Origin of the sequence: Streptomyces sp. 351MFTsu5.1, assembly GCF_000383655.1 — a bacterium.
Taxonomy (GTDB): Bacteria; Actinomycetota; Actinomycetes; order Streptomycetales; family Streptomycetaceae; genus Streptomyces; species Streptomyces griseorubiginosus.
Genome location: NZ_KB911791.1, coordinates 45,602 through 68,181, shown reverse-complemented (window position 1 = coordinate 68,181; position 22,580 = coordinate 45,602). Strand labels below are relative to the sequence as shown.

General features: G+C 71.8%; 23 protein-coding genes. 10 read left to right on the top strand and 13 right to left on the bottom strand.

What is annotated here, in order from left to right:
• Window positions 1-12: 12 nt before the first annotated feature.
• On the bottom strand, window positions 13-1,329 hold the full coding sequence (locus H295_RS0131460) for a hypothetical protein (RefSeq protein WP_020139322.1): 1,317 nt from the start codon (window positions 1,327-1,329) through the stop codon (window positions 13-15).
• Between the two features lie 72 nt (window positions 1,330-1,401).
• Window positions 1,402-2,634 carry an exo-beta-N-acetylmuramidase NamZ domain-containing protein gene (locus H295_RS0131455; protein ID WP_028809921.1) on the bottom strand — a complete coding sequence of 411 codons (1,233 nt, stop codon included), beginning with the start codon at window positions 2,632-2,634 and terminating at the stop codon, window positions 1,402-1,404.
• A 189-nt stretch (window positions 2,635-2,823) separates the two neighbouring features.
• Between H295_RS0131455 and H295_RS0131450 the strand changes: the two genes are divergently transcribed.
• From H295_RS0131450 to H295_RS0131440, 3 genes are read left to right on the top strand one after another with little or no spacing between them, the layout of a single operon-like run.
• Window positions 2,824-3,585, top strand: a complete 762-nt coding sequence (locus H295_RS0131450) for an SDR family oxidoreductase (protein WP_028809920.1) — start codon at window positions 2,824-2,826, stop codon at window positions 3,583-3,585.
• Window positions 3,582-5,249, top strand: coding sequence for a class I adenylate-forming enzyme family protein (locus H295_RS0131445; protein ID WP_020139319.1), 1,668 nt, complete (start codon window positions 3,582-3,584; stop codon window positions 5,247-5,249). Before H295_RS0131450 ends, H295_RS0131445 begins: the two co-directional genes overlap by 4 nt.
• A gap of 26 nt (window positions 5,250-5,275) precedes the next feature.
• Complete coding sequence (locus tag H295_RS0131440) at window positions 5,276-5,869, top strand: TetR/AcrR family transcriptional regulator (protein ID WP_020139318.1); 594 nt, start codon at window positions 5,276-5,278, stop codon at window positions 5,867-5,869.
• Window positions 5,870-5,875: 6 nt separating this feature from the next.
• Here the strand turns inward: H295_RS0131440 and H295_RS0131435 are convergent, their stop codons facing one another.
• The 5 genes from H295_RS0131435 to H295_RS0131415 all read right to left on the bottom strand — a co-directional run bounded on the left by H295_RS0131435 (window position 5,876) and on the right by H295_RS0131415 (window position 9,915).
• A complete protein-coding gene (locus H295_RS0131435) occupies window positions 5,876-7,090 on the bottom strand; it encodes an acyl-CoA dehydrogenase family protein (RefSeq protein ID WP_020139317.1) in 1,215 nt (404 codons plus the stop codon).
• Window positions 7,091-7,095: 5 nt separating this feature from the next.
• The gene (locus H295_RS0131430) at window positions 7,096-8,130 is read right to left on the bottom strand and encodes a phosphotransferase family protein (protein WP_020139316.1); all 1,035 of its coding nucleotides are present in this window, start codon (window positions 8,128-8,130) and stop codon (window positions 7,096-7,098) included.
• A 164-nt stretch (window positions 8,131-8,294) separates the two neighbouring features.
• A complete protein-coding gene (locus H295_RS0131425; RefSeq protein WP_020139315.1) occupies window positions 8,295-8,591 on the bottom strand; it encodes a hypothetical protein in 297 nt (98 codons plus the stop codon).
• 611 nt (window positions 8,592-9,202) lie between these two features.
• Window positions 9,203-9,526: a DUF202 domain-containing protein gene (locus tag H295_RS0131420; RefSeq protein ID WP_020139314.1), complete on the bottom strand. Its 324-nt coding sequence runs from the start codon at window positions 9,524-9,526 to the stop codon at window positions 9,203-9,205.
• Complete coding sequence (locus H295_RS0131415; protein ID WP_028809919.1) at window positions 9,523-9,915, bottom strand: YidH family protein; 393 nt, start codon at window positions 9,913-9,915, stop codon at window positions 9,523-9,525. Before H295_RS0131415 ends, H295_RS0131420 begins: the two co-directional genes overlap by 4 nt.
• Before the next feature lie 126 nt (window positions 9,916-10,041).
• Between H295_RS0131415 and H295_RS43750 the strand changes: the two genes are divergently transcribed.
• Both H295_RS43750 and H295_RS0131405 read left to right on the top strand, forming a co-directional pair.
• On the top strand, window positions 10,042-10,827 hold the full coding sequence (locus H295_RS43750; RefSeq protein ID WP_234021716.1) for a response regulator transcription factor: 786 nt from the start codon (window positions 10,042-10,044) through the stop codon (window positions 10,825-10,827).
• A 10-nt stretch (window positions 10,828-10,837) separates the two neighbouring features.
• On the top strand, window positions 10,838-11,932 hold the full coding sequence (locus tag H295_RS0131405) for a sensor histidine kinase (protein WP_020139311.1): 1,095 nt from the start codon (window positions 10,838-10,840) through the stop codon (window positions 11,930-11,932).
• Here the strand turns inward: H295_RS0131405 and H295_RS0131400 are convergent.
• Together H295_RS0131400 and H295_RS0131395 are read right to left on the bottom strand one after the other, a co-directional pair.
• Window positions 11,907-12,422 carry an NUDIX hydrolase gene (locus H295_RS0131400; protein WP_020139310.1) on the bottom strand — a complete coding sequence of 172 codons (516 nt, stop codon included), beginning with the start codon at window positions 12,420-12,422 and terminating at the stop codon, window positions 11,907-11,909. The two genes, H295_RS0131405 and H295_RS0131400, sit on opposite strands and share 26 nt — an antisense overlap.
• Before the next feature lie 60 nt (window positions 12,423-12,482).
• A complete protein-coding gene (locus tag H295_RS0131395; protein ID WP_020139309.1) occupies window positions 12,483-13,376 on the bottom strand; it encodes a DMT family transporter in 894 nt (297 codons plus the stop codon).
• A 486-nt stretch (window positions 13,377-13,862) separates the two neighbouring features.
• On the opposite strand from H295_RS0131395, the gene H295_RS0131390 reads away from it, so the two are divergent.
• From H295_RS0131390 to H295_RS0131375, 4 genes are all read left to right on the top strand, one after another.
• A complete protein-coding gene (locus H295_RS0131390; protein WP_020139308.1) occupies window positions 13,863-14,807 on the top strand; it encodes a hypothetical protein in 945 nt (314 codons plus the stop codon).
• A gap of 29 nt (window positions 14,808-14,836) precedes the next feature.
• Complete coding sequence (locus tag H295_RS0131385; RefSeq protein WP_020139307.1) at window positions 14,837-16,369, top strand: APC family permease; 1,533 nt, start codon at window positions 14,837-14,839, stop codon at window positions 16,367-16,369.
• 126 nt (window positions 16,370-16,495) lie between these two features.
• Entirely contained in the window at window positions 16,496-17,224 is a 729-nt protein-coding gene (locus H295_RS0131380; RefSeq protein WP_020139306.1) for a molybdopterin-dependent oxidoreductase, read from the top strand.
• A complete protein-coding gene (locus H295_RS0131375; protein WP_028809918.1) occupies window positions 17,208-17,828 on the top strand; it encodes a cytochrome b/b6 domain-containing protein in 621 nt (206 codons plus the stop codon). Before H295_RS0131380 ends, H295_RS0131375 begins: the two co-directional genes overlap by 17 nt.
• A 48-nt stretch (window positions 17,829-17,876) precedes the next feature.
• Here H295_RS0131375 and H295_RS0131370 read toward each other — a convergent pair whose 3' ends face one another.
• Both H295_RS0131370 and H295_RS0131365 read right to left on the bottom strand, forming a co-directional pair.
• Window positions 17,877-19,274 carry a GntP family permease gene (locus tag H295_RS0131370; RefSeq protein WP_020139304.1) on the bottom strand — a complete coding sequence of 466 codons (1,398 nt, stop codon included), beginning with the start codon at window positions 19,272-19,274 and terminating at the stop codon, window positions 17,877-17,879.
• A 129-nt stretch (window positions 19,275-19,403) separates the two neighbouring features.
• A complete protein-coding gene (locus tag H295_RS0131365; protein WP_020139303.1) occupies window positions 19,404-19,910 on the bottom strand; it encodes a gluconokinase in 507 nt (168 codons plus the stop codon).
• Window positions 19,911-20,052: 142 nt separating this feature from the next.
• Between H295_RS0131365 and H295_RS0131360 the strand changes: the two genes are divergently transcribed.
• Window positions 20,053-20,754, top strand: coding sequence for a FadR/GntR family transcriptional regulator (locus H295_RS0131360; protein WP_020139302.1), 702 nt, complete (start codon window positions 20,053-20,055; stop codon window positions 20,752-20,754).
• Window positions 20,755-20,767: 13 nt separating this feature from the next.
• On the opposite strand, the gene H295_RS0131355 is transcribed toward H295_RS0131360, so the two are convergent.
• Together H295_RS0131355 and H295_RS0131350 are read right to left on the bottom strand one after the other, a co-directional pair.
• Window positions 20,768-21,160 (bottom strand): YchJ family protein, encoded by a 393-nt coding sequence (locus H295_RS0131355; RefSeq protein ID WP_020139301.1) that lies wholly within the window; start codon window positions 21,158-21,160, stop codon window positions 20,768-20,770.
• Window positions 21,157-22,533 carry a M1 family metallopeptidase gene (locus H295_RS0131350; RefSeq protein WP_020139300.1) on the bottom strand — a complete coding sequence of 459 codons (1,377 nt, stop codon included), beginning with the start codon at window positions 22,531-22,533 and terminating at the stop codon, window positions 21,157-21,159. Before H295_RS0131350 ends, H295_RS0131355 begins: the two co-directional genes overlap by 4 nt.
• Window positions 22,534-22,580 lie beyond the last annotated feature (47 nt).

Here is a 22,580-nt window from a genome sequence, read left to right as displayed (position 1 = left end):
GTTGGCGGCGGGTCAGTGGACACGGCCCGCCGCCAGCACCAGCCGGGCCAGCTCGCGGTGGCAGATGTCGCTGTGCGCCCCCGAGGGCGGTCCGCCCCGTCTGACCACGGCCGCCGCGTCGACGTTCACACACCCCTTCGCGGGCAACTCCGTGGCGAGTGCGTCGGCGAGCTTCAGGGCCCTGGTGCCCGGCACCGCCTGCACCCCGTCGTGCCCCATCGCGCCCCACCGGTCGCCCAGCATCCGGCCGATGCCGAAGTCCGCGACCCCCTGCGCGTCCCCCGCCATCCGCGACGCCAGCGGATACAGCGTGCCGAGCGCCGAGTCATGGCTGGAGTAGCAGCACACCAGCGGCCCGTCGACGCGGTTCTGCTGCCCCTGGAGCACCCCTCCCGCGCGCGGGTCGTGCGGCAGCCGGGTCGCGAACGCGTAGTGCGAGAAAGCCCCTTGGAGGAGGGTGACCGACTTGACGCTGTGCACCCCCTCCGGCAGCCCGCGCAGCGCGAACGACACCAGACGGCCGCCGAAACTGTGCCCCACCAGATGCACCCGCACCCCGGGCGCCCGCTCGGCGAGCTGCCCGACCGCCCGGCCCAGCCCACGCTCGCCGACGGTGCCCGCGCGCCGCTTCATCGCGTAGTACGTCCCCTGCCGCAGCAGTTCGTGCGCCCCGTCCCACGGGTTCGGGAGCGCGAACCCCCGTACCCCGTCGGGGTCTTCGAGGTGCGCGACGGCCTGCGCGAACTCCTCGCACAGGGCCGCCGTGTCCCCGGCGAGGATCTCCGGCTCGTCCTGCGGCACCCCCTCGGCGAGCGTGTCCGCCGCGAACAGCGCCTGCGGTCCCGGCGGCACGACCTCCACCAGCAGCCGCACCAGCCTCCCGAACTCCGCCAACTCCGCGTCCTCCCGCGGCTGCTGATCCAGCAGCTGGGCCAGCCGGTCGATCACCGTGGCCCGTCCGGGGAAGGTCTCCAGGAGGGCGTGCCGGGTGTCCTTGTCGAGCACCGGACGCGGCGGCAGCTCGGCGGCCACCGCCCGAGGGAAGTCGGGGATCGGCTCGTCCGAGAACCGCATCGACGGCCATACGACCCCCACGTACCCGAGCCTCGCCGCCGGCGCGAACTCCGGGAACGGGGCGAAGAAGTGGCTGTAGAGCCGGGTCGCCCCCGAGCGGTCGTTGTTCCAGCCGTGCGCGAAGACGACCAGGTCCCTGACGCCCCGGTCCACCACCTCCGCGAGCAGCCGGTCCCGCCGGCCGGTGTCCGGGTCGCCGTCCGCGTCGAACGTCAGCTCCCAGTACGGCGTCACGCTCATCGCCGGATCCGCCATCACGCACCACCCTGTCCCCCGCAGTGGTGCGTATCGTCCTGCTACCGGGCGAAGTTGGCCATACGTCACGGCTCATCCGTAGAGGAGGTAATTCTTTCGAATCCGCCGGAACGCCCTCAGCTCGTCCTGCCAGCCGCCGACCACCTCGTCCGTGCTCGCGCCGGCGTCGATCATCGTGCGGACCCGGGTGGAGCCGGTGAGCTTGTCGATCCAGTTGTCCGGGCGCCAGGCGAACCCCGACCAGGTCCTTCTGGCGGTCACGAGCAGGCCGACGCCGGTGCGGACGGGGTCGTACGCCGGCCGGTCGTGGACGTGGATCTGCACCCCGCCGATCGTCTTCCCCTGGAACTTGGAGAACGTGGGGGCGAAGTAGGCCTCCCTGAAGTGCACGCCGGGCAGGCCGAGTCCGTTCGCGGCGGCGGCCCAGCGGCCGTCCAGGCCCTCCGCGCCGAGGAGTTCGAAGGGACGGGTGGTGCCGCGGCCCTCGGAGAGGTTCGTGCCCTCGAAGAGACAGGTGCCGGAGTAGACGAGCGCCGTGTCCGGGGTGGGCATGTTCGGGCTCGGCGGGACCCAGGGGAGGTCCCAGGCGTCGTAGAACTCCTCGCGCCGCCAGCCGGTCATCAGGACGGTGTCCAGGTCCACCGGGGTGGTGAGGAACTCGCCGTTGAAGAGGCGGGCCAGTTCCGCGACCGTCATGCCGTGCGCCTGGGAAACGGGCTGCCGGCCCACGAAGGTCGCGAACTCCCTGTGCAGGACCGGGCCTTGGGCGCGGCGGCCGGTGACGGGGTTGGGGCGGTCCAGGACGACGAACCGTTTCCCTGCGAGCTGGGCTGCCTCCATGCAGTCGTACAGCGTCCAGATGTAGGTGTAGAAGCGGGCGCCGACGTCCTGGATGTCGAAGACGACCGTGTCCACGGCGGAGGCGGTGAAGATGTCGGCGAGGGCCTGGCCGCTCTTCAGGTAGGTGTCGTAGACGGGGAGGCCGGTGGCGGGGTCGTCGTAGCGGCCCTCGGAGCCGCCGGCCTGGGCGGTGCCGCGGAAGCCGTGCTCCGGGCCGAAGACGGCCCTCAGGTCCACTCTTTCGTCTGCGTGCATCACGTCGACGATGTGGTGGACGTCTCGGGTGACGCCGGTGGGGTTGGTGACGATGCCGATGCGTTCGCCGCTGAGCTTGGCGTATCCGGATGCGGCCAGGTTCTCGAAGCCGGTTCGTCTGTGGGGGTGGGCCGCTTGGGTGGGGGGCGCGGAGGTGAGTGACGCCGTTGCCGTTGCTGCTGCCAGCAGGGTTCGTCTGGATAGGCGCATGAGGTGCACGGTAGGTGCTCCCGCCGGTTGTGGGGAGGCTGCGGGTTCGTCGTGGCTTGTCGCGCCCACGCGACGGAGCCACAGATCGATACAGCCCCGCGCCCCTACGGGGCGCTCCTGTCACCCTTCCTTCCTACATACCGACCGGTTAGTCTGGGCCCGCAATCGAGCCGCAGTCGAAGGAGACCGATGGTGGGAGCCTTGCAAGGTGCCGGAGTGGTTGTGACCGGGGCGGGAGGTGGCATCGGGGCTGCGCTTGCGCGGCGGTTCGCTGCCGAAGGGGCTCGGGTCGTGGTCAACGACCTCGACGCCGGGCGGGCCAAGGCCGTCGCCGAGGAGATCGGGGGGATCGCCGTAGCCGGGGACGCCTCCGCCGTGGTCTCCGACGCTCTCGAAGCCCTGGACGGGGTGGTCGACGTCTACTGCGCCAACGCCGGTGTCGCCTTCGGCGGGGACTCGCTCGACGAGAGTGCCTGGGCCACCTCCTGGGACGTCAACGTCATGGCCCACGTACGGGCGGCCCACGCGCTGCTCCCGGGGTGGCTGGAGCGGGGGAGCGGGCGGTTCGTGTCGACCGTGTCCGCGGCCGGGCTGCTGACCATGATCGGGGCGGCTCCCTACGCCGTCACCAAGCACGGGGCGCTCGCCTTCGCCGAGTACCTGTCGCTGACGTACCGGCACCGCGGGATCAAGGTGCACGCGATCTGTCCGCAGGGCGTGCGCACCGACATGCTCGCCGCCACCGGGAGCGCGGGGGACCTGGTGCTCAAGCCGACCGCCGTGGAGCCGGAGGACGTGGCGGAGGCGCTGTTCCTGGGGATCGAGGAGGACCGGTTCCTGATCCTTCCGCATCCGGAGGTTGCCGAGTACTACCAGGCGCGGGCCGCCACGCCCGACCGGTGGCTGGCCGGGATGAACCACCTCCAGCAGAAGTGGGAGGACGTGCGATGACCGACTCGCCGTACGCGGCCAAGCCGTGGCTGGGGCTGCTCAGTGAGGCTCAGCGCGGTCCGATCGCGCCCGACGACTCCCTCGTGCACGCGCTGCGGCGGGCCGTGGCCGAGGCGCCGGAGCGGCCCTTCCTTGCCTACTTCGACGGACGGCTCGGCTACCGCGAGGTCGACGAGCTCAGCGACTCCGTCGCCGGGCACCTGGCCGCGCGCGGACTGGAGCGGGGGGAGCGGGTGGCGATCCTGCTCCAGAACTCCCCGCTCTTCGTGCTCGCCCTGCTCGGTGCCTGGAAGGCGGGCGCGGTCGTGGTGCCCGTCAACCCCATGTACAAGGCGGGGGAGGTCGGACATGTGCTGCGGGACGCCGAGGTGGCCGCGCTGATCTGCTCCGACCGGGCCTGGGAGTCGTACCTGCGCGAGACGGCGGCCGACTCGCCGGTGCGGATCGCGCTCACCGGGTGCGAGCTGGACTTCCAGAGCCGCGGGGACGCGCGCGTGCTCACCTTCGAGCGGCTGCCGCAGGCCGCGGACGCCGATGATCTGGTCGCGGTCGCCCGCGCCGGGCACAAGGCGCCCGAGGGGCGGGACGTCACGCCCTCCGACATCGCGCTGATCAGCTACACCTCCGGCACCAGCGGCACCCCCAAGGGAGCCACCAACACGCACGGCAACATCATGTACAACGCCGAGCGGCAGCGGACCGGGCTCGGGCTGCCGGACGCGCCCGTCTACTTCGCGCTCGCGCCCCTGTTCCACATCACCGGGATGGTCGTCCAGCTCGGGGCGAGTCTGAACAGCGTGGGCACGCTCGTGCTGGCGTACCGCTTCGAGGCGGGCGTGGTCCTGGACGCGTTCGCCGAGCACCGGCCGCACTACACCGTGGGCCCCTCGACCGCGTTCATGGCGCTGGCCGCCCACCCCGACGCCACCCGCGAGCACTTCTCGTCCTTCGTCACCATCTCCTCCGGCGGGGCCCCGCTGCCGCCCGCCCTGGTGGAGAAGTTCCGGGCCGGCTTCGGGCCGTACATCCGCAACGGCTACGGCCTGACCGAGTGCACCGCGCCCTGCGCCTCCGTGCCGCCCCAGCTGGAGGCGCCGGTCGACCCGGCGTCCGGGACGCTCGCGGTGGGCGTGCCGGGCCCCGACACGGTCGTCCGCATCGTCGACGACCAGGGCGCCGAGGTGCCCTTGGGGGAACAGGGCGAGATCGTCGTACGGGGGCCGCAGGTCGTGCCCGGGTACTGGCGGCGGCCCGACGCCACCGCCGAGACCTTCCCGGACGGCGAACTGCGCACGGGTGACATCGGGTTCATGGACCCGCAGGGCTGGCTCTACGTCGTCGACCGCAAGAAGGACATGATCAACGCGTCCGGCTTCAAGGTGTGGCCGCGCGAGGTCGAGGACGTCCTCTACACGCACCCGGCGGTGCGCGAGGCGGCCGTCGTCGGGGTGCCCGACGGGTACCGCGGGGAGACCGTCAAGGCGTACATCAGCCTCCGTCCGGGTGCCGAAACCGACCCCGGTGCACTCGCCGCCTGGTGCAAGGAGAGACTGGCCGCCTACAAATACCCGCGGCACGTGGAGATACTGACCGACTTGCCCAAGACGGCAAGTGGGAAGATCCTCCGTCGGGAACTGCGTTCCCGACCGCAAGGCAGTGAATGACCTCCAGGAAGGCAGGTGGCGGCACAGTGCCCAGGACGACGGACGGAGACGGTACGCCCGTCCCGCAGCGGCTGCTGGCCGCCGCCACCCGGCTCTTCGCCGAGCAGGGCTACGACCGCACCTCGGTGCAGGAGATCGTCGAGGCGGCCGGCGTCACCAAGGGGGCGCTGTACCACTACTTCGGCTCCAAGGACGACCTCCTGCACGAGGTGTACGCGCGGGTGCTGCGCGTGCAGCAGGAGCGCCTCGACGCGCTCGCGGGCACCGACGAGCCGATCGAGAAGCGGCTGCGGGCGGCGGCGGCCGACGTCGTGGTCACGACGATCGAGAACCTCGACGACGCGATGATCTTCTTCCGGTCGATGCACCACCTCAGCCCGGAGAAGAACAAGCAGGTGCGGGCCGAGCGGCGGAAGTACCACGAGCGGTTCCGCGCGCTGATCGAGGAGGGCCAGGCGACGGGCGTCTTCTCCACGGCGACCCCGGCCGACCTGGTGGTGGACTACCACTTCGGGTCCGTCCACCACCTGTCCACCTGGTACCGCCCGGACGGACCGATGGGCCCGCAGGAGGTCGCCGACCACCTGGCCGACCTGCTGCTGCGGGCGCTGCGGCCGTAGGCGTCCCTACAGGTACTTCTTCAGCTCCCGCCGGGCCAGCGAGCGCTGGTGCACCTCGTCCGGGCCGTCCGCGATCATCAGGGTGCGGGCGCCGGCGTAGAGCTCGGCCAGCGGGAAGTCCTGGCTGACCCCGCCCGCGCCGTGCAGCTGGATGGCCCGGTCGATGATGTCGACGACCGCGCGGGGCGTGGCGATCTTGATGGACTGGATCTCGGTGTGGGCGCCCCGGTTGCCGACCGTGTCCATCAGCCAGGCGGTCTTCAGGACCAGCAGCCGCAGCTGCTCGACGGTCACGCGCGCGTCGGCGATCCAGTTGTGGACCACGCCCTGGTGGGCCAGTGCCTTGCCGAAGGCCGTCCGGGAGACGGCTCGCCTGCACATCAGCTCGATCGCCCGCTCGGCCATGCCGATGAGCCGCATGCAGTGGTGGATCCGGCCCGGGCCCAGGCGGGCCTGGGCGATGGCGAAGCCGCCGCCCTCCTCGCCGATCAGGTTCGAGGCCGGCACGCGCGCGTGGTCGAAGATCACCTCGGCGTGGCCGCCGTGGTAGTGGTCCTCGTAGCCGAAGACCTTCATCGCGCGCTTGACCGTGACGCCCGGGGTGTCCCGCGGGACCAGGATCATCGACTGCTGGCGGCGGATGTCCGCGCCGTCCGGGTCGGTCTTGCCCATCACGATGAAGATCTTGCAGTCCGGGTTCATCGCCCCGGAGATGTACCACTTGCGGCCCGTGACGACGTACTCGTCGCCCTCGCGCTCGATGTACGTGGTGATGTTGGTGGCGTCCGAGGAGGCCACCTCCGGCTCGGTCATCGCGAACGCCGAGCGGATCTCACCGGCCAGCAGCGGCTCCAGCCACTGCTTCTTCTGCCGCTCGTCGCCGAACTGGCTCAGCACCTCCATGTTGCCGGTGTCCGGCGCGGCGCAGTTCAGCGCGGTGGGCGCGAGCTGCGGGGAGCGGCCGGTGATCTCGGCGAGGGGCGCGTACTGGAGGTTGGTGAGCCCTGCCCCGTACTCGGCGTCGGGCAGGAAGAGGTTCCACAGGCCCTGCCTGCGCGCCTCCGCCTTCAGCTCCTCCACCACGGCCGGCGTGTCCCACGGCGAGGCGAGCTCGGCACGCTGCTCCTCCGCGACGGCCTCGGCGGGGTAGACGTACTCGTCCATGAAGGCGAGCAGCCTGGCGCGCAGTTCCTCGGTGCGTGCGTCGAACGCGAAGTCCATGCGGATCAGCCTTCCTGGATGCCGTCTTGAAGGGTCGTCAGACCGTGCCGGATGAAGACCGGGACAAGGTCCCCGATGCGGTCGAAGCCCCGGCCGACCGTCTGGCCGAGGGTGTAGCGGTAGTGGATGCCCTCCAGGATCACGGCGAGCTTGAACCACGCGAACGCCGTGTACCAGGACACCGCCGACACGTCCCGCCCGGAGCGCTCGGCGTAGCGCGCGACCAGCTCGGCGGGGTCCGGGTGGCCGGGGGCCTCGGCGGTCGTGGAGACGGGGGAGTCGGGCATGCCGAGCGGCATGCTGTACATCACCAGCAGACCGAGGTCGGTGAGCGGGTCGCCGAGGGTCGACATCTCCCAGTCGAGGATCGCCCTGATGCGGTCGTCGTCGCCCATCAGGACGTTGTCGAGCCGGTAGTCGCCGTGCACGACCGTGGCCGCGGGGGACTCGGGGAGGTGACGGCCGAGGGCCGCGTGCAGTTCGTCGATGCCGGCCAGGTCGCGGTTGCGGGAGGCGTCCAGCTGCTTGCCCCAGCGGCGCAGCTGGCGGTCCAGGAAGCCCTCGGGGCGCCCGAAGTCCGCGAGGCCGACCTCGGCGGGGTCCACCGCGTGCAGCTCCACGAGGGTGTCGACGAGGGAGAGCACCGCCTCGCGGGTGCGCTCGGGGCCGAGGGGGGCGAGCTGGTCGGCGGTGCGGTACGGGGTGCCCTCGACGAACTCCATGACGTAGAAGGGCGATCCGACGACTTCCTCGTCCTCGCACAGCAGGACCGGCGCCGGGACCGGGACGCTCGTCGGGTGCAGGGCGCTGATGACCCGGTGCTCGCGTTTCATGTCGTGCGCGGTGGCGAGGACATGGCCGAGCGGGGGCCGTCGTACGACCCAGCGCGCGGTTCCGTCCGAGACGGCGTACGTGAGGTTCGACCGTCCGCCCTCGATCAGCCGTCCGGTCAGGGGGCCCTGCACCAGGCCGGGCCGCTCGCGGTCGAGCAGGCCGCGCAGCCGGTCGAGGTCGAGGCCTGGCGGATGGTCGGGGCTCATCGGGGCTCCTTACGCGCGTGAACGGTTGCGACCATCATGCCGACTGGTCGGTATGTCGTCCAGGGGTGGGGGCGAACGTGATCCGCCCCACGATAGGCCGACAGCTCCCCGCGGGGTGCGGCGGGGAGCTGTCGGCGGTGTCCTCTCGGTGTTCTCCGGTCAGGTCAGTGGTCGTCCCAGTGGCCGTCGTGCGCGGCGTGCCGGTGGCCGTCGTGGAGGTAGTCGACGTGGTCGCCGTGCAGGACGCTCTCGTGTCCGCAGTCCTGGCCGTGCCGGTGCTCGTGCCCGTCGTGCGAGACATGCCCTCCGGCCTCGCACTCGTCCCAGTGGCCGTCGTGCGACCGGTGCAGGTGCCCGTCGTGCGCGTAGTCGACGTGACCCTCGTGCGGCACCTCGGTGTGACCGCAGCCGGGGCCGTGGTCGTGCGTGTGGGAGGCGTGCTCGTGGTGGAGGGTGGTCATGGTGCGTCCCCTTCGAGGTGGCGGGCGATGACGTCGGAAAGGGTGCCATGGGGAGGGGGCATATGGGGCGATTCGGGTGGTGTGGCGTGGGGGTGGTGGGGGTGGTGGGGTGTGTGGTCGTCGGGTGGGTGCGGGTGGGTGGGGGCTGGTCGCGCAGTTCCCCGCGCCCCTGGGGAGTGCGGGGGCGTGTGTCGAGGAGGTGGCGTGGGATCGGGGCGGGCCTCGTCGGTGCGGAGTCTGGATCGGCGGTGCCGTTACGGCGGTGCCTCGTCGTGCTCGGCCGCGTGACTCCGAGCTGCGCGACTGGTGGCCTCGCCCGGAACACCGACAGCTTCCGTCCGTCGGGCCGCCGGGCTGGGATCACCCGGATTCCTGGCCTTGGGCTTCCGCCCCGGACTTCGGCCCCTCCGCCTGTCGGGCCGTCGGCCTCGGATCGTGCGGATCCTTGGCCTTGGGCTTCCGCCCCGCACTTCGGCCTCCCCGCCTGCCGGCCCGTCGGCCTCGGATCGTGCGCACCCTGGCCTCGGGCTCCCGCCTCAAAAACTTCCCGTCCCAAACCTCCCGCCCCAAACCTCCGGCCCCCCGCCGAGGTGCCGCCCCCCGTCACCCCCTCACAGCACCAGCGCCGCCCCGCAAGCCGCCAAAGCGACCGTGCACAGGGCCGCTGCCGTGGCGTGGCGTGGGGTGAGGGGGGTGGGGAGGCTGGAGGTTGCCAGGGAATGGATGCGGCGGTGGGCGGCGTAGAGGAAGGTCAGCCAGAAGGCGCAGCACAGGGCGCAGGCGACCAGGCCCCCGGGGGACGGTCCGTCGTGCAGCGCGGTCTTCACGGCGAGGACGGCGGAGACGGTGCCCGAGAGTGTCGTACGGCGCCAGGCGAGCCGGGTGCGTTCGGGCTGGAGCCCCGGGTCGCGCTCCCCGCCCCCGCCCTCGCTCACCCCTCCCACCCGAGGAACACCACGACGACCATGGCCACCGCCACCACCGCGACGACGAGACTCAGCAGCGTGGGGAACCGGGACGCCGGCAGATCCTCGCCCCGCCGCATCGCCCGCTCGCACCGCACCCAGTGGTTGACCGCCCGCAACGAGCACAGCACCCCCGCCGCGAGCAGCGCCAGCGCCAGCCCGACGCGCCAGCCCCAGCGCAGGTCCGGCAGGAACTGGTCCACGGCGAAGCCGCCGCCGATCAGGGCGAGCGCGGTCCGCAGCCAGGCCAGGAAGGTGCGTTCGTTGGCGAGGGAGAACCGGTAGTCGGGGGTGCTGCCCTCCTGCCGCACCTCCTCGGGGGCGAACCAGACGCGGACGTTCCGTGCGAAATCGATCACGCGCACGAGCCTATCGGCCCGACCGCGGGAGGACGCCGCCGCCCTGCGTTCACCGGCCGCGCCCGGCGCAACCCCGCACCGTTTTCGATATGCCGCCGATACGCGCCGGTTCGTAGCATCGGGACCATGCGTGTGCTGATTGTCGAGGACGAGCCCTATCTGGCGGAGGCCATCCGCGACGGCCTGCGCCTGGAGGCGATCGCGGCCGACGTCGCGGGCGACGGCGACACCGCGCTCGAACTGCTGGACATCAACAGCTACGACATCGCCGTCCTCGACCGCGACATCCCGGGACCCTCCGGTGACGAGATCGCCGCACGCATCGTCGCCTCCGGCAGCGGGATGCCGATCCTCATGCTGACCGCCGCCGACCGCCTCGACGACAAGGCCTCCGGGTTCGAACTGGGCGCCGACGACTACCTCACGAAACCCTTCGAACTGCGGGAACTTGCGCTCCGCCTCAGGGCGCTCGACCGCAGACGCGCCCACAGCAGGCCGCCGGTGCGGGAGATCGCGGGGCTGCGCCTGGACCCGTTCCGCCGGGAGGTCTACCGGGACGGCCGCTTCGTCGCGCTGACCAGGAAGCAGTTCGCCGTGCTGGAGGTCCTCGTGGCCGCCGAGGGCGGTGTCGTCAGCGCCGAGGAGCTGCTGGAGCGGGCCTGGGACGAGAACGCCGACCCGTTCACCAACGCCGTCCGCATCACCGTCTCGGCCCTGCGCAAACGCCTCGGGGAACCCTGGATCATCGCCACCGTGCCGGGCGTCGGCTACCGCATCGGCCCGGAACCGGGCCACGTTCACCGCATCGGCCCGGAACCGGGCGTCGGCCACCGCATCGGCCCGGACCCCGACGCCTGCCACCGCATCGACCCGCAGCCCGGCACAGGGGACGTGGGAGCGGGCCGTGGATAGGCGGCCCGGGGTGAGCGTTCGTCTGAAACTCACCCTCAGCTACGCCGGGTTCCTCATGGTCGCCGGTCTGCTCCTGCTCGCCGCGGTGTGGCTGTTCCTGCTGCGGTACGTTCCCGATCGCGGGATGCTCTACAACCCCGACGACCGGCCCGCGGGGGTCTTCCCCATCCGGTCCGCCCTCCTGGAGGTCTTCGCGCCGAGGGCGGCCGCCGTGCTGGCGTTCCTGCTGGTGTTCGGTCTGGTGGGCGGGTGGATCCTCGCCGGCCGGATGCTCGCCCCGCTGACCCGCATCACGGACGCCACCCGCTCGGCAACCCACGGATCGCTCTCCCACCGGGTTCTGCTGCCGGGCCGCAGGGACGAGTTCCGTGAGCTCGCCGACGCCTTCGACGCGATGCTCGCCCGGCTGGAGGCGCACGTCGCCGAGCAGCAGAGGTTCGCGGCCAACGCCTCGCACGAGTTGCGCACCCCGCTGGCCGTCTCGAAGACCCTCCTCGACGTGGCCCGCGCCGACCCGCACGCCGACACCGCCCAGGTCATCGAACGACTGCACTCCGTCAACGCCCGGGCGATCGACCTGACGGAGGCGTTGCTGCTGCTCAGCCGGGCCAACCAGCGGTCCTTCACCCGGGAACCGGTCGACCTGTCCCTGCTCGCGGAGGAGGCCACCGAGACCCTCCTCCCGCTCGCGGAGAAGCACGGTGTCGGGGTCGAGACCGGCGGGGGCGCCGCCGCCACCGGCGGATCCCCCGCGCTGCTGCTGCAACTCACCACGAACCTCGTGCACAACGCGATCGTCCACAACCTGCCCGACGGGGGCGCGGTGCGGGTCACGACGGGTGTGCGCCCGGGGACGGTGCTGCTCACGGTCGAGAACACCGGCGAGCGGCTCACCCCGGAGCGGGCCGCCACCTTCGCCGAGCCGTTCCAGCGGGGCACGGAGCGCGTGCACACCGACCACGCGGGTGTCGGCCTCGGGCTCGCCATCGCCAGGACGATCACCCTCGCGCACGACGGCACCCTCGACCTCGCGCCACGGGAGGGCGGCGGGCTCCGGGTCACCGTGGAACTTCCCGCGGTCAGCCCGTCGAGCGGTACGCCTTGAGGCGTTCGTAGGCCGCCAGTCCGTCGGGCACCCACTCCCAGTCGCGCAGCCGCAGCTCCACCTCGTCCTCGGGCAGGAAGTCGTGCCAGGCCACCTCTTCCACCTGGGGGCTGACGGGGAGCTCGCAGCGGACCTCGTAGACCGCGGACCACCAGGTGTGGCCGGCGCCGTCGTCGTAGAGGAACTTGAAGAGGAACTGCGGCCGGGGCAGCCCGCTCACGCCGAGCTCCTCCTCCGCCTCGCGCAGGGCCGCGTCGTCGTAGGACTCACCCGCGCCGACGACTCCGCCCACGAACATGTCGTGGAGTGAGGGGAAGACCAGCTTGGTGTCCGTACGGCGATGCACGAACAGCCGTCCCTCGGCGTCCCGGGCCTGGATGAACACGCAGCGGTGCCGCAGCCCCTCGGCGTAGGCCACCCCACGGGGCGATCGGGAGACGACGTGGTCGTTCTCGTCGACGATGTCGAGGATCTCGTCAGCAGAACTCATGGCCCCATCCAACCAGGGGCCACGCACGGGAACCCGCGTGCGACCAACGCCCCGGAACCCTCAGCTCGGCTGAAGATCCCGCCTCGGTTCCGAGCTGTCCGCCCCGCACGGCATCGCCGGGTGCATGCCCAGGAGGACGATGCCCGTGACGACCGCTGCGAGGCCCGCCGCCTCCCAGGTCAGCGCGCCCGTGTCGGTGCGCAGGCGGTCGCCCAGGAAACCCACCCCGCAGACGATCCCGGCGAGCGGCTGGGCCGCGGTCAGCGCGGGCAGCGACATCCGCAGCGGGGCGGTCTCGAACGCGCTCTGCACCAGGACCAGCCCGGTGACCCCGAGGGCCAGCACCGCGTACGGCTGCCAGCCGGTCAGCAGCTCGGCGAGGCCGCCCTCGGTGAAGCGCTGGCCGCTGACCCGGGTGAGGGCGTCCTGGACGCCGTAGAGGAGGCCGGCCGCCAGGGCGAGCAGCACCGGGCCCGCGCTGAGCCGGGACCGCTTGGCGTAGGTCGTGAGCAGCAGGGCGAGGCCGATCATCGCGCCGATGATCAGCCAGTGCCGGAAGGGATCGGTGACCGCGCTGCCGCCGCGCGGCTCGCCCGCCACGATGAACGCGCTCACCCCGCCCGCGAGCAGGGCCAGGCCCGCCCAGCCCTGGCGCCCCAGTGGCTGCTTCGTCTGCCGGCGGGACAGGGCGAGGGCGAAGAGCAGGTTCGTGGCGAGCAGCGGTTCGACCAGCGAGACCTCGCCCTGGCCCAGCGCGATCGCGCCGAGCACCATGCCCGCCACCATCAGGCCGATGCCGCCGAGCCACCGCGGCACCTTGACCAGGTCGAGCAGCAGCCGGGGCGAGAGGAAGTCGCTCAGCGGGGCCTGACGGGCCGCGTTCTGCTGGAGCACGAACCCGAAGCCCAGGCAACAGGCCGCACTCACCGCGAGAGTCAGAACCAGAACCGACACGCTGTCTACCTCGATCATCCGGCCGGGCGGCGGCGGAGTGGGGGTGGTGGTAGTCGCCGACTGTAGCGTCCCAGTGCCCGGCTTGCCCCTGGGAGTACCCGCATTCGGACCGTCGACGCCATCGATGCCATCGACGCCCATCGGACGCCGTCGACCCGGATCTCGCGCCCGTCCCGGCGGCGGGGGTTCCCGTCATGGTGAGGGGCGGCGGAGGGCCGCGCCATGGCGTACGCCACAACCATAAAGCCTTGACCGGGTCCCACCAGCACCAATTCGCCACAACTTCCCCTTAGGTATGGAGAGTTGACGCGTGTAACGCGCCGTCTGCTCTTGACTCGAACCATGGGTGAGGGGTTGGCTGTCCGTGATCGATCGATGGCGGTGTGAATCAGCCTGTCGATCTGCCCGCGTCGGTTGTCGGCCTGTCCGCACCGGGCCGGGCACCCCTGTGCACATTCGCCACGTTCCGTGAGGAAAGCTCACACGGTGTCCCCGCCCCCCTTCGGCCGCAGCCGCAGACGCGCCGCCCAGGCCTTCGACGCGGCCCTCGACGACGCCGAACTCGTCGACGCACGCGCCGCGTTGGCGCAGGGCAGATGGCAGGCGGTCCGGACGCTGCTCACCCGCACCGGCGACGACTGGGACCGGCGCGGCCACCGTGTGACGGTGCTCGCCGCGGAGCCGTACACCGAGGCCTGGGCCCGCGACTGGCTGGTGGCCGAACCCGACGCCCCGGACGCCGCCGTGCTCCTCGCCCTGGCCCTGGTCCAGCGCGTCCGGCACGGCAAGGGCAAGCCCGACGCCGCCCGTGAGGCATGCCGGACCGCGGCCCTGCGCGCGCCCGCCGACCCGACCCCCTGGCTCGGCCTGCTCCTGCTGGAGCGCGACCTCGGCGCGGCCGACGAGATGTCCGACGTCTTCGCGGAGATCAGGCAACGCCACGCCGACCACCACCACGCCCACCACCTCATGGTCGCGCGGCTGGCCGAGCGCCGCGCCGAGGCCGGTCCCGACCCGCTGCACGAGGTGTACGACTTCGCCAACTGGGCCGCCGAGCAGGCACCCGCCGACTCCCCGCTCGCGATCCTGCCGGTCATCGCGCACGCCGAGCGCTACCGCGCCCTGGCCACCGCCGGGCACGAGCCGGGGGATCCCACCGCCTCCGGCCACTGGACCGGCCGCCGGGCCCGACAGGTGATGAAGTCCGCCTTCGACTGGTGGCTGGAATGGGAGCACGAAGGCCACCCGCGCCGCCTGGTCGACCTGAACTTCCTCGCCCACGCGAAGGTCTGCGAGGGCCGCGGCGCCGAGGCCGCCGCCCTCTTCCACCGCATCGGCGAACGCCCCACCCCGGCCCCCTGGTCCTATCCGGACCGGGATCCGTACTCCGCCTTCCGTGCGGCCCGCGACAGCGCGCTCGGCACGGTGTAGCACCCCCCAGACCCCAGAAGGACGGTCCCATGACCACCGAGAGTTCCCGCAAGAGCAGACCAGGCATCAGTACCTTCAAGGGGGAGGACCGCGCGCTGCGGGCCGGCCGCCTCGGCACCGGGGGCCTGCTCCTCTCCGTCCTCGCGGCGACCGCGCCCCTCATGGTCGTCGCGGGTGTCATGCCCACCACATTCGCGGTGATGGGGATCGTCGGCCAGCCGCTGCTCTTCGTCGTCCTCGGTGTCGTCCTCGTCCTGTTCAGCGTCGGCTACGCCGAGATGAGCCGGCACGTCCACAACGCGGGCGCCTTCTACGCCTACATCTCCCGCGGCCTCGGCGGCACCGCGGGCGCGAGCGCGGCCCTCGTCGCCCTGGTCGCCTACAACGCCCTCCAGGTCGGCATCTACGGCATCTTCGGCTTCGAGGTCTCCGGGCTGTTCGCCACCTACGCCGACCTGTCGGTGGCCTGGTGGATCCCGGCGCTGATCGCCGCCCTGGCCGTCGGTGCGCTCGGCTGGCTGAAGATCGACGTCAACGCGCGCGTGCTCGGCGTCCTGCTGATCATCGAGGTCGCCCTGGTCGTCATCTTCGACATCGCCGCCGTCTCCGACCCGGCGGCCGAGGGCCTGTCCCTGCACGCCTTCAACCCCGACACTCTCAGCGGCGCGGGTGTCGCCACCGCTCTGTGCTTCTGCATCGCGGCCTTCACGGGCTTCGAGCAGGCGCCCGTGTACGCCGAGGAGACCAGCCGGCCGCACATCCTCGTACCGCGCGTGATGTTCCTCGCCGTCAGCGGCGTCGCCGTGTTCTTCGCGCTCAGCAGCTGGGCCCTCACCGTCGCCACCGGCCCCTCGGCCATCGTCACCGAGGCCCAGAAGCAGAGCGCGGGACTGCTGTTCGGGCTCACCGAGGACCGCCTCGGCGGCACCTTCACCGACGTGCTGCACTTCCTCTTCGTGACCGGCATGTTCGCGGCCCTGCTCAGCTTCCACAACGTCGTGGCCCGCTACTCCTTCGCCATGGGCCGCGAGGGTCTGCTGCCCGCCGCCTTCGGCCGCACGAACAGCGCGAGCGGCGCGCCCGGCACCGGCTCGCTCCTCCAGACCGCCGTGTCCGTCGTGGTCATCGCGGTCTTCGCGATCGCCGACGACAAGCCCACGGGCGATCCGACCGTGCCGGTCCTGCACCTGTTCACCTGGTTCGGCAACATCGGCTCCCTCGGCGTGATCCTGCTGATGGCGGCGGCCTCCGCCTCCGTGGTCGTCTTCTTCGTCCGGCGCGGTGCGGCGGGCGCCCAGGCCTGGCGGCTGATCACCTCGGTCCTCGCGGGGATCGCCCTGCTGGTGATCGCCGTCTACACGGTGAAGGACTTCGACGTCCTGGTCGGCGCGGGCCCGGACTCCTCGCTGAGCTGGGTGCTGCCCGGCATCATCGGCCTCGCCGTGCTGGTGGGCCTGGCTCAGGGCCTGGTCATGCGGGCCCGCAGCCCCGAGGCGCACGCGCGGATCGGGCTCGGCAACGAGGCGTTCCAGCTGGAGAAGGCCGCCGAGGAGACGCCGTAGCACTCCGAGAGCGGCGCCGAAGAGACGCCCCAGCACTCTGAGAGCGGCGTGAGAAGTGGTTACGGAAGTCTGACGAGCACCCGCGATTCCTGGTCCCGCCGGGGTCGCGGGTGTTCGAATGGATACGTGAACTCCGAACAACCCGAGGAGCGGTCCGGTACGCCGATCGGCCGCCGCGTCCTCCTCGGCACCCTCGGCCTGGGCGCCCTCGGCGTGGTCGCCGCGCCCTCCCTGCAACGCGGCCTGGAGGCCTTCCTCGGCAGTGCCGCCGACAAGGACCCCACGGGCCTGACCGGACTGCTCCCCAACGGCGGCGGATTCCGCTACTACTCGGTGACCTCGTCCGTGCCGCACAAGGACGCCTCGGACTACCAGCTCAAGATCGACGGCCTGGTCTCCCGCCCCCGCACCTACACCCTGGCCGACCTGCGGGCGCTGCCCCAGACCCGGCTGGTCAAGGACGTGCAGTGCGTGACGGGCTGGCGGGTCCCGGACACCCCGTTCGAAGGCGTACGGCTCTCCGCGCTGCTGGACGCCGCCGGAGTGACCGGCAAGGCCGGAGCCGTCCGCTTCACCTGCTTCGACGGGGCGTACACCGAGAGCCTCACCCTCGACCAGGCCCGCCGCCCTGACGTCCTGGTCGCCCTGCGCATGCAGGACAAGGACATCGGCCACTCCCACGGCGGCCCGGTCCGCCTCTACGTGGCCCCCATGTACTTCTACAAGTCCGCCAAGTGGCTCTCCGGCATCACCGTCACCGAGGACGTGGAGCCGGGCTACTGGGAGGACCGGGGCTACGACGTGGACGCCTGGGTCGGCAAGTCGAACGGGCGGGACGATGAACCTACGAGTTGACGCCCCGCCCCGGGCCCGGATCCGGCGCTTCGGCCGCTCCCAGAAGTGGGTGCACCGCACGACGGCCGCCCTGATGGGCGTCTGCGTGGCGACGGCGGCCTGTCTCTACATCCCGCAGTTCGCCGAACTCGTCGGCCGCCGCGAGCTGGTGGTGCGCATCCACGAGTGCGCGGGCCTGGCCCTTCCGGTACCGGTCCTCGTGGGCCTGGCCTCCCGCGCCTTCCGCGCCGACCTGGGCTTTCTGAACCGCTTCGGCCCGCACGACCGCGTCTGGCTGCGCGCCGCCCTGCGCCGCGACAAACGCCGCGCCTCGCGCCCCGCGGGCAAGTTCAACGCGGGCCAGAAGGTCTACGCCGCCTGGATCGCCGGCGCGAGCCTCGTCATGCTCGGCACGGGCCTGCTGATGTGGTTCACCCACCTCACCCCGATCCAGTGGCGCACCAGCGCGACCTTCGTGCACGACTGGCTCGCCCTGACGATCGGCATCGTCCTCGCGGGTCACATCGGGATGGCCCTGGGCGACCCGGAGGCCAGGAGAGGCCTCAGGACGGGCGAGGTCAGCCAGGAGTGGGCGGAACGCGAACACCCCCTGTGGCGGCCGTAGCCGACAGGGGGCGCCGCGGGGTCGTACCTCTGGCTGACCGTCGTTCCCCTAGATGACCAGCGACAGCAGCAGCACCAGCCCGCCCGCGACCACCGAGATGATCGTCTCCATGATCGACCAGGTCTTGAGGGTCTGCGGGACGTCGAGGCCGAAGTACTCCTTGACCAGCCAGAACCCGGCGTCGTTGACATGGCTGAAGAAGAGCGAGCCGGCGCCGATGGCGAGGACCAGCAGGGCCGTCTCCCCGGTCGACATGCCTTCCGCGAGCGGCGCGACCAGGCCGGCCGCGGAGATCGTGGCCACCGTCGCCGAACCCGTGGCGAGCCGGATCGCCACCGCGATCAGCCAGGCCAGCAGCAGGGCCGGGATCGACCAGTCCTTGGAGATGTCCAGGACCATCTGACCCACCCCGCAGTCGATCAGGGTCTGCTTGAAGCCGCCGCCCGCGCCGACGATCAGCAGGATGCCGGCGATGGGCGCGAGGCCCCTCTCGACCAGCGGGGAGAGCCGGTCCCGGCCGAAGCCGGCCGGCCGCAGCAGCGTGAAGATGCCCACCAGGACCGCCACCAGCAGGGCGATGAGCGGGGAGCCGATCACGTCGAAGACGCGCTGGGTGAGGTTCTCCGGGTCGTCGATCACGATGTCGACCAGGGCCTTGGACAGCATCAGCACGACCGGGAGGAGGATCGTGGCGAGTGTCGGGCCGAAGCCCGGGCGCCGCTCCAGCTCCTCGGAGGCACGCTGCGGAATCATCCGGTCCGGCGCCGGCACGTCCACCCAGCGGGCCGCGTACCGCGAGAACACCGGCCCCGCGATGATCACCGTCGGTATGGCGACCAGGACACCGAGCGCCAGCGTGACACCGAGGTTGGCGCCGACCGCGTCGATCGCGACCAGCGGACCAGGGTGCGGCGGCACCAGACCGTGCATCACGGACAGACCCGCGAGGGCCGGGATGCCGATGCGCATCAGCGAGTAGTTGCCGCGCTTGGCCACCATCAGCACGACCGGGATCAGCAGCACCACGCCGACCTCGAAGAACAGCGGCAGACCGATCACCGAGGCGATGAGGACCATCGCCCACGGCATCGAACGGCCGCCCGCCTTCTCCAGGATCGTGTCGACGATCTGGTCGGCCCCGCCCGAGTCGGCGAGCATCTTGCCGAGGATCGCGCCGAGGGCGATCAGCACACCGACACCGGCGACCGTGGTGCCGAGGCCGGTGGTGAAGCTGGCGATGGCCTTGTCGAGCGGAGCTCCGGCCACCGCGCCGAGCACGAGTGTGCCGAGGGTCAGCGACAGGAAGGCGTGGAGCTTGAACTTGGTGATGAGCAGCACGATGACGGCGATGCCCGCCAGGACGGCGATGCCCAGCTGAGCGTGACCGGCCGAGGTGATCGGCTCCGGTGCGTCCGCTGCCAGCATCTCGACGCTGAGTCTGGTCACGGGGGTTCCCTTGCAGGTACGGGGGTGTTCTTCGGAAGGGGTGGTGCGGGCGTTCTCTTCGGAAGGGGGTGCGGATGCCCTCCGGAAGTGGCTGTTACCGGGGCGCGGATGTCCTCCGGAAGAGGCTTCTTACGGCAGTTCGGCGAGCGCCTTCGCGGCCCGCGCGGTGATCTCCTCCGGGCTGCCGGACACGTCCACCGCGACCCCGGCCTCGTCCTCCTGGAGGGGCTGGAGCGTGGCGAACTGCGAGTCCAGCAACGCGGTGGGCATGAAGTGCCCCTGCCGGTGCGACATCCGGTCCTCGATGAGGGCCCGGTCGCCCGCCAGGTGCACGAAGACGACCCCGGGCGCCTCGGCCCGCAGCCGGTCGCGGTACGACCGCTTCAGTGCCGAGCAGCTGACCACCCCGCCGAGCCCCGCCCGTCCGTGCGCCCAGGAGCCGATGGCGTCCAGCCACGGCCACCGGTCGTCGTCGGTGAGCGGGGTGCCGGCCGACATCCTGGCAATGTTGGCCGACGGGTGGAAGTCGTCGCCCTCGGCGTACGGAACGCCGAGCCGGGCCGCGAGCAGGGGACCGATGGTGGTCTTCCCGGTGCCCGCGACGCCCATGACCACGACGACCTTCGGGGTACTCATCACTGCCTCGCTGTCCTCGTCCGCTGCCGTCCCCGGCATCTGATGCCGACGCCACTGAAGCCGATTAGGTAGGACTATTCAAGAGTCCGAACCAAATAAGTCTGACTTTTTCTCGGCGTGACGCGCCCCGTACTCTGAGTGCATGAGCACATCGGGCCGGGGGCTGCACGGCCGGGTACTGGAAACCCTCGGCCCCGCGATCACCGCGGGCGAGTACCCGCCGGGCAGCGTTCTGCGCACCGACGAACTGGCCCAGCGTTTCGACGTCTCACGCTCGGTGATGCGGGAGGCGGTCCGGGTCCTGGAGTCCATGCACCTGGTCGAGTCCCGCCGCCGGGTGGGTGTCACGGTCCGCCCGAAGGCCGAGTGGAACGTCTACGACCCGCAGGTCATCCGCTGGCGGCTGGCCGGCGCCGACCGCCCCCACCAGCTGCGCTCACTGACCGTGCTGCGCTCGGCGATCGAACCGGTGGCGGCGGGCCTGGCCGCCAAGCACGCGACGGCCGAGCAGTGCGCCGAACTCACCGAGTGCGCGCTCGGCATGGTCGCCCACTCCAAGGGCCACCGCCTGGAGGGCTACCTCTTCCACGACATCGCCTTCCACCGCGTGATCCTCAACGCGTCCGGCAACGAGATGTTCGCCCGCCTCGGGGACGTCGTCGCCGAGGTCCTCACCGGCCGCACCCGGCACGAGGTCATGTTCGAGGACCCCGATCCGGCCGCCGTCACCCTGCACGTCCGGCTCGCCGAGGCGATCCGCGCGGGCGACGCGGCCCACGCCGAGGCACTGACCCGCGAGATCGCGGAGGGGGCGCTCCACGAACTGGACATCCTCGCGCCCTAGTCGAGGGAAGCCGTCAGTCCAGGATGTCGCCGTCCACGTACACCCACGCACCCCCGGTCCGCTCGAAGCGGCTGCGCTCGTGCAGGGAGCCGCCCCGGAACGAGGCGCGGAAGGTCACCGTGGCGGTGGTGTGGAAGGCCGAACCGTCGGTCGTGTCCAGGATCTCCAGGCCGGTCCAGCGCATGGCCGGGTCGAGCTCCAGCGCACCGGGACGGGTCCGGGGGTGCCAGGTGCGCAGCAGGTAGTCCCGCTCCAGCTTCACGAAGGCGCTGTACCGCGAACGCATCAGCGCCTCGGCCGTCGGCGCGGCGGTCTCGCCCCGGTGGAAGCGGCCGCAGCAGGTGTCGTACGGCTCCTGACGACCGCAGGGGCAGCCGGGCCGCTGCCGCGGGGACCGGCGGCTCACGGCTGCACCGTGCCGGAGTTGGTCGGAGGATGCGCCGGCCGTGCCGGACCCAGCGTCGGCAGCGCGGGCAGGGTCCCGCCGTGCACCCAGGCCCGAAAGAGGCCGTCCAGCGGTTCGTCCGCGTACCGGTTCACATGGGCCGCGAGGGACGCGGTGGTCACGGCCCCGCCCTTGTGCAGCCCGGCCCAGCCGCGCAGCATCCGGAAGAACGCCTCGTCGCCCAGCGCACAGCGGATCGCGTGCACGGTGAGCCCGCCGCGCTCGTAGAGCCGGTCGTCGAACATCGACTTGCGGCCGGGGTCCGCCAGGCGCAGGTCCTGGGGGAGCGAGGACAGCAACCGGTGCGCGGCGGCGGCGAGTTGCTGGGCCGTACGGCCGCCGGAGCGCTCGGACCACAGCCACTCGGCGTACTTGGCGAACCCCTCGTTCAGCCAGATGTGCCGCCAGTCCGCGATGGACACGCTGTTGCCGAACCACTGGTGGGCCAGCTCGTGCGCGACCAGCCGCTCCGAACCCCGGGCCCCGTCCACGTGGTTGGCGCCGAACAGCGACAACCCCTGGGCCTCGACGGGCACATCGAGCTCCTCCTCCGTGACGAGGACCGCGTACTCGTCGAAGGGGTAGGGCCCGAACAGCTCCTGGAACAGGTCCATCATCTGCGGCTGCCGCGCGAAGTCCCGGGAGAACTCCGGCAGCAGATGCGCCGGGATGTGCCCGTGCTGCGGCACCCCGCCCGGGCCCGGGTCGCCGAGCAGCACCGTCTGGTACTTGCCGATCGCCAGCCCGACCAGATAGCTCGACGTGGGCGCGGCCTGCTCGTACACCCAGGTCGTCGTGGACGCCTTCGTCGTACGGGTCAGCAGCCGCCCGCCCGCCACCACCGCGTAGGCCGACGGCGTGGTGACCGAGATCTGGTACGACGCCTTGTCCGCGGGCCGGTCGTTGCACGGGTACCACGAGGGCGCCCCGATCGGCTGGCTCGCCACCAGCGCCCCGTCCTCCAGCTCCTCCCAGCCGAGCCCGCCCCACGGGCTGTTCACCGGCTTGGGATTGCCCGACCAGTGCACCTCGACCGTGAACGCGGCCCCGGGGCGCACCGGCTTCGCGGGCCGGACCCGCAGCTTGCCGCCGCGATGCGTGTAGTGCGCCTGACGCCCGTCCACCCGCACCCGACCGATCTTGAAGTCGGACAGGTTGAGCATGAACTCGGCGAGCGGCGAACGGCCCGCTATGGCGTTGATCCGGGCGCTCGCGGCCAGCCGGTTCGGGGCGGGCCGGTAGTCCAGCGCGAGCTCGTACCGGTGCACCCGGTACCGGGCGTCACCGTGGTCCGGGAAGTACGGGTCCGAACCCGCCGCCTGCTGAACTGCCACTGCCGCTTCCGCTCCCTGCGCCGCGTCGCCACTCGGATCCGCCGGTA

Excerpts from the sequence above, each read along its gene's own strand:
- H295_RS0131460 (WP_020139322.1), bottom strand. The coding sequence starts at position 1,329 with ATGGCGGATCCGGCGATGAGCGTGACGCCGTACTGGGAGCTGACGTTC.
- H295_RS0131455 (WP_028809921.1), bottom strand. The coding sequence starts at position 2,634 with ATGCGCCTATCCAGACGAACCCTGCTGGCAGCAGCAACGGCAACGGCG.
- H295_RS0131450 (WP_028809920.1), top strand. The coding sequence starts at position 2,824 with ATGGTGGGAGCCTTGCAAGGTGCCGGAGTGGTTGTGACCGGGGCGGGA.
- H295_RS0131445 (WP_020139319.1), top strand. The coding sequence starts at position 3,582 with ATGACCGACTCGCCGTACGCGGCCAAGCCGTGGCTGGGGCTGCTCAGT.
- H295_RS0131435 (WP_020139317.1), bottom strand. The coding sequence starts at position 7,090 with ATGGACTTCGCGTTCGACGCACGCACCGAGGAACTGCGCGCCAGGCTG.
- H295_RS0131430 (WP_020139316.1), bottom strand. The coding sequence starts at position 8,130 with ATGAGCCCCGACCATCCGCCAGGCCTCGACCTCGACCGGCTGCGCGGC.
- H295_RS0131425 (WP_020139315.1), bottom strand. The coding sequence starts at position 8,591 with ATGACCACCCTCCACCACGAGCACGCCTCCCACACGCACGACCACGGC.
- H295_RS43750 (WP_234021716.1), top strand. The coding sequence starts at position 10,042 with ATGCGTGTGCTGATTGTCGAGGACGAGCCCTATCTGGCGGAGGCCATC.
- H295_RS0131400 (WP_020139310.1), bottom strand. The coding sequence starts at position 12,422 with ATGAGTTCTGCTGACGAGATCCTCGACATCGTCGACGAGAACGACCAC.
- H295_RS0131385 (WP_020139307.1), top strand. The coding sequence starts at position 14,837 with ATGACCACCGAGAGTTCCCGCAAGAGCAGACCAGGCATCAGTACCTTC.
- H295_RS0131375 (WP_028809918.1), top strand. The coding sequence starts at position 17,208 with ATGAACCTACGAGTTGACGCCCCGCCCCGGGCCCGGATCCGGCGCTTC.
- H295_RS0131365 (WP_020139303.1), bottom strand. The coding sequence starts at position 19,910 with ATGAGTACCCCGAAGGTCGTCGTGGTCATGGGCGTCGCGGGCACCGGG.
- H295_RS0131360 (WP_020139302.1), top strand. The coding sequence starts at position 20,053 with ATGAGCACATCGGGCCGGGGGCTGCACGGCCGGGTACTGGAAACCCTC.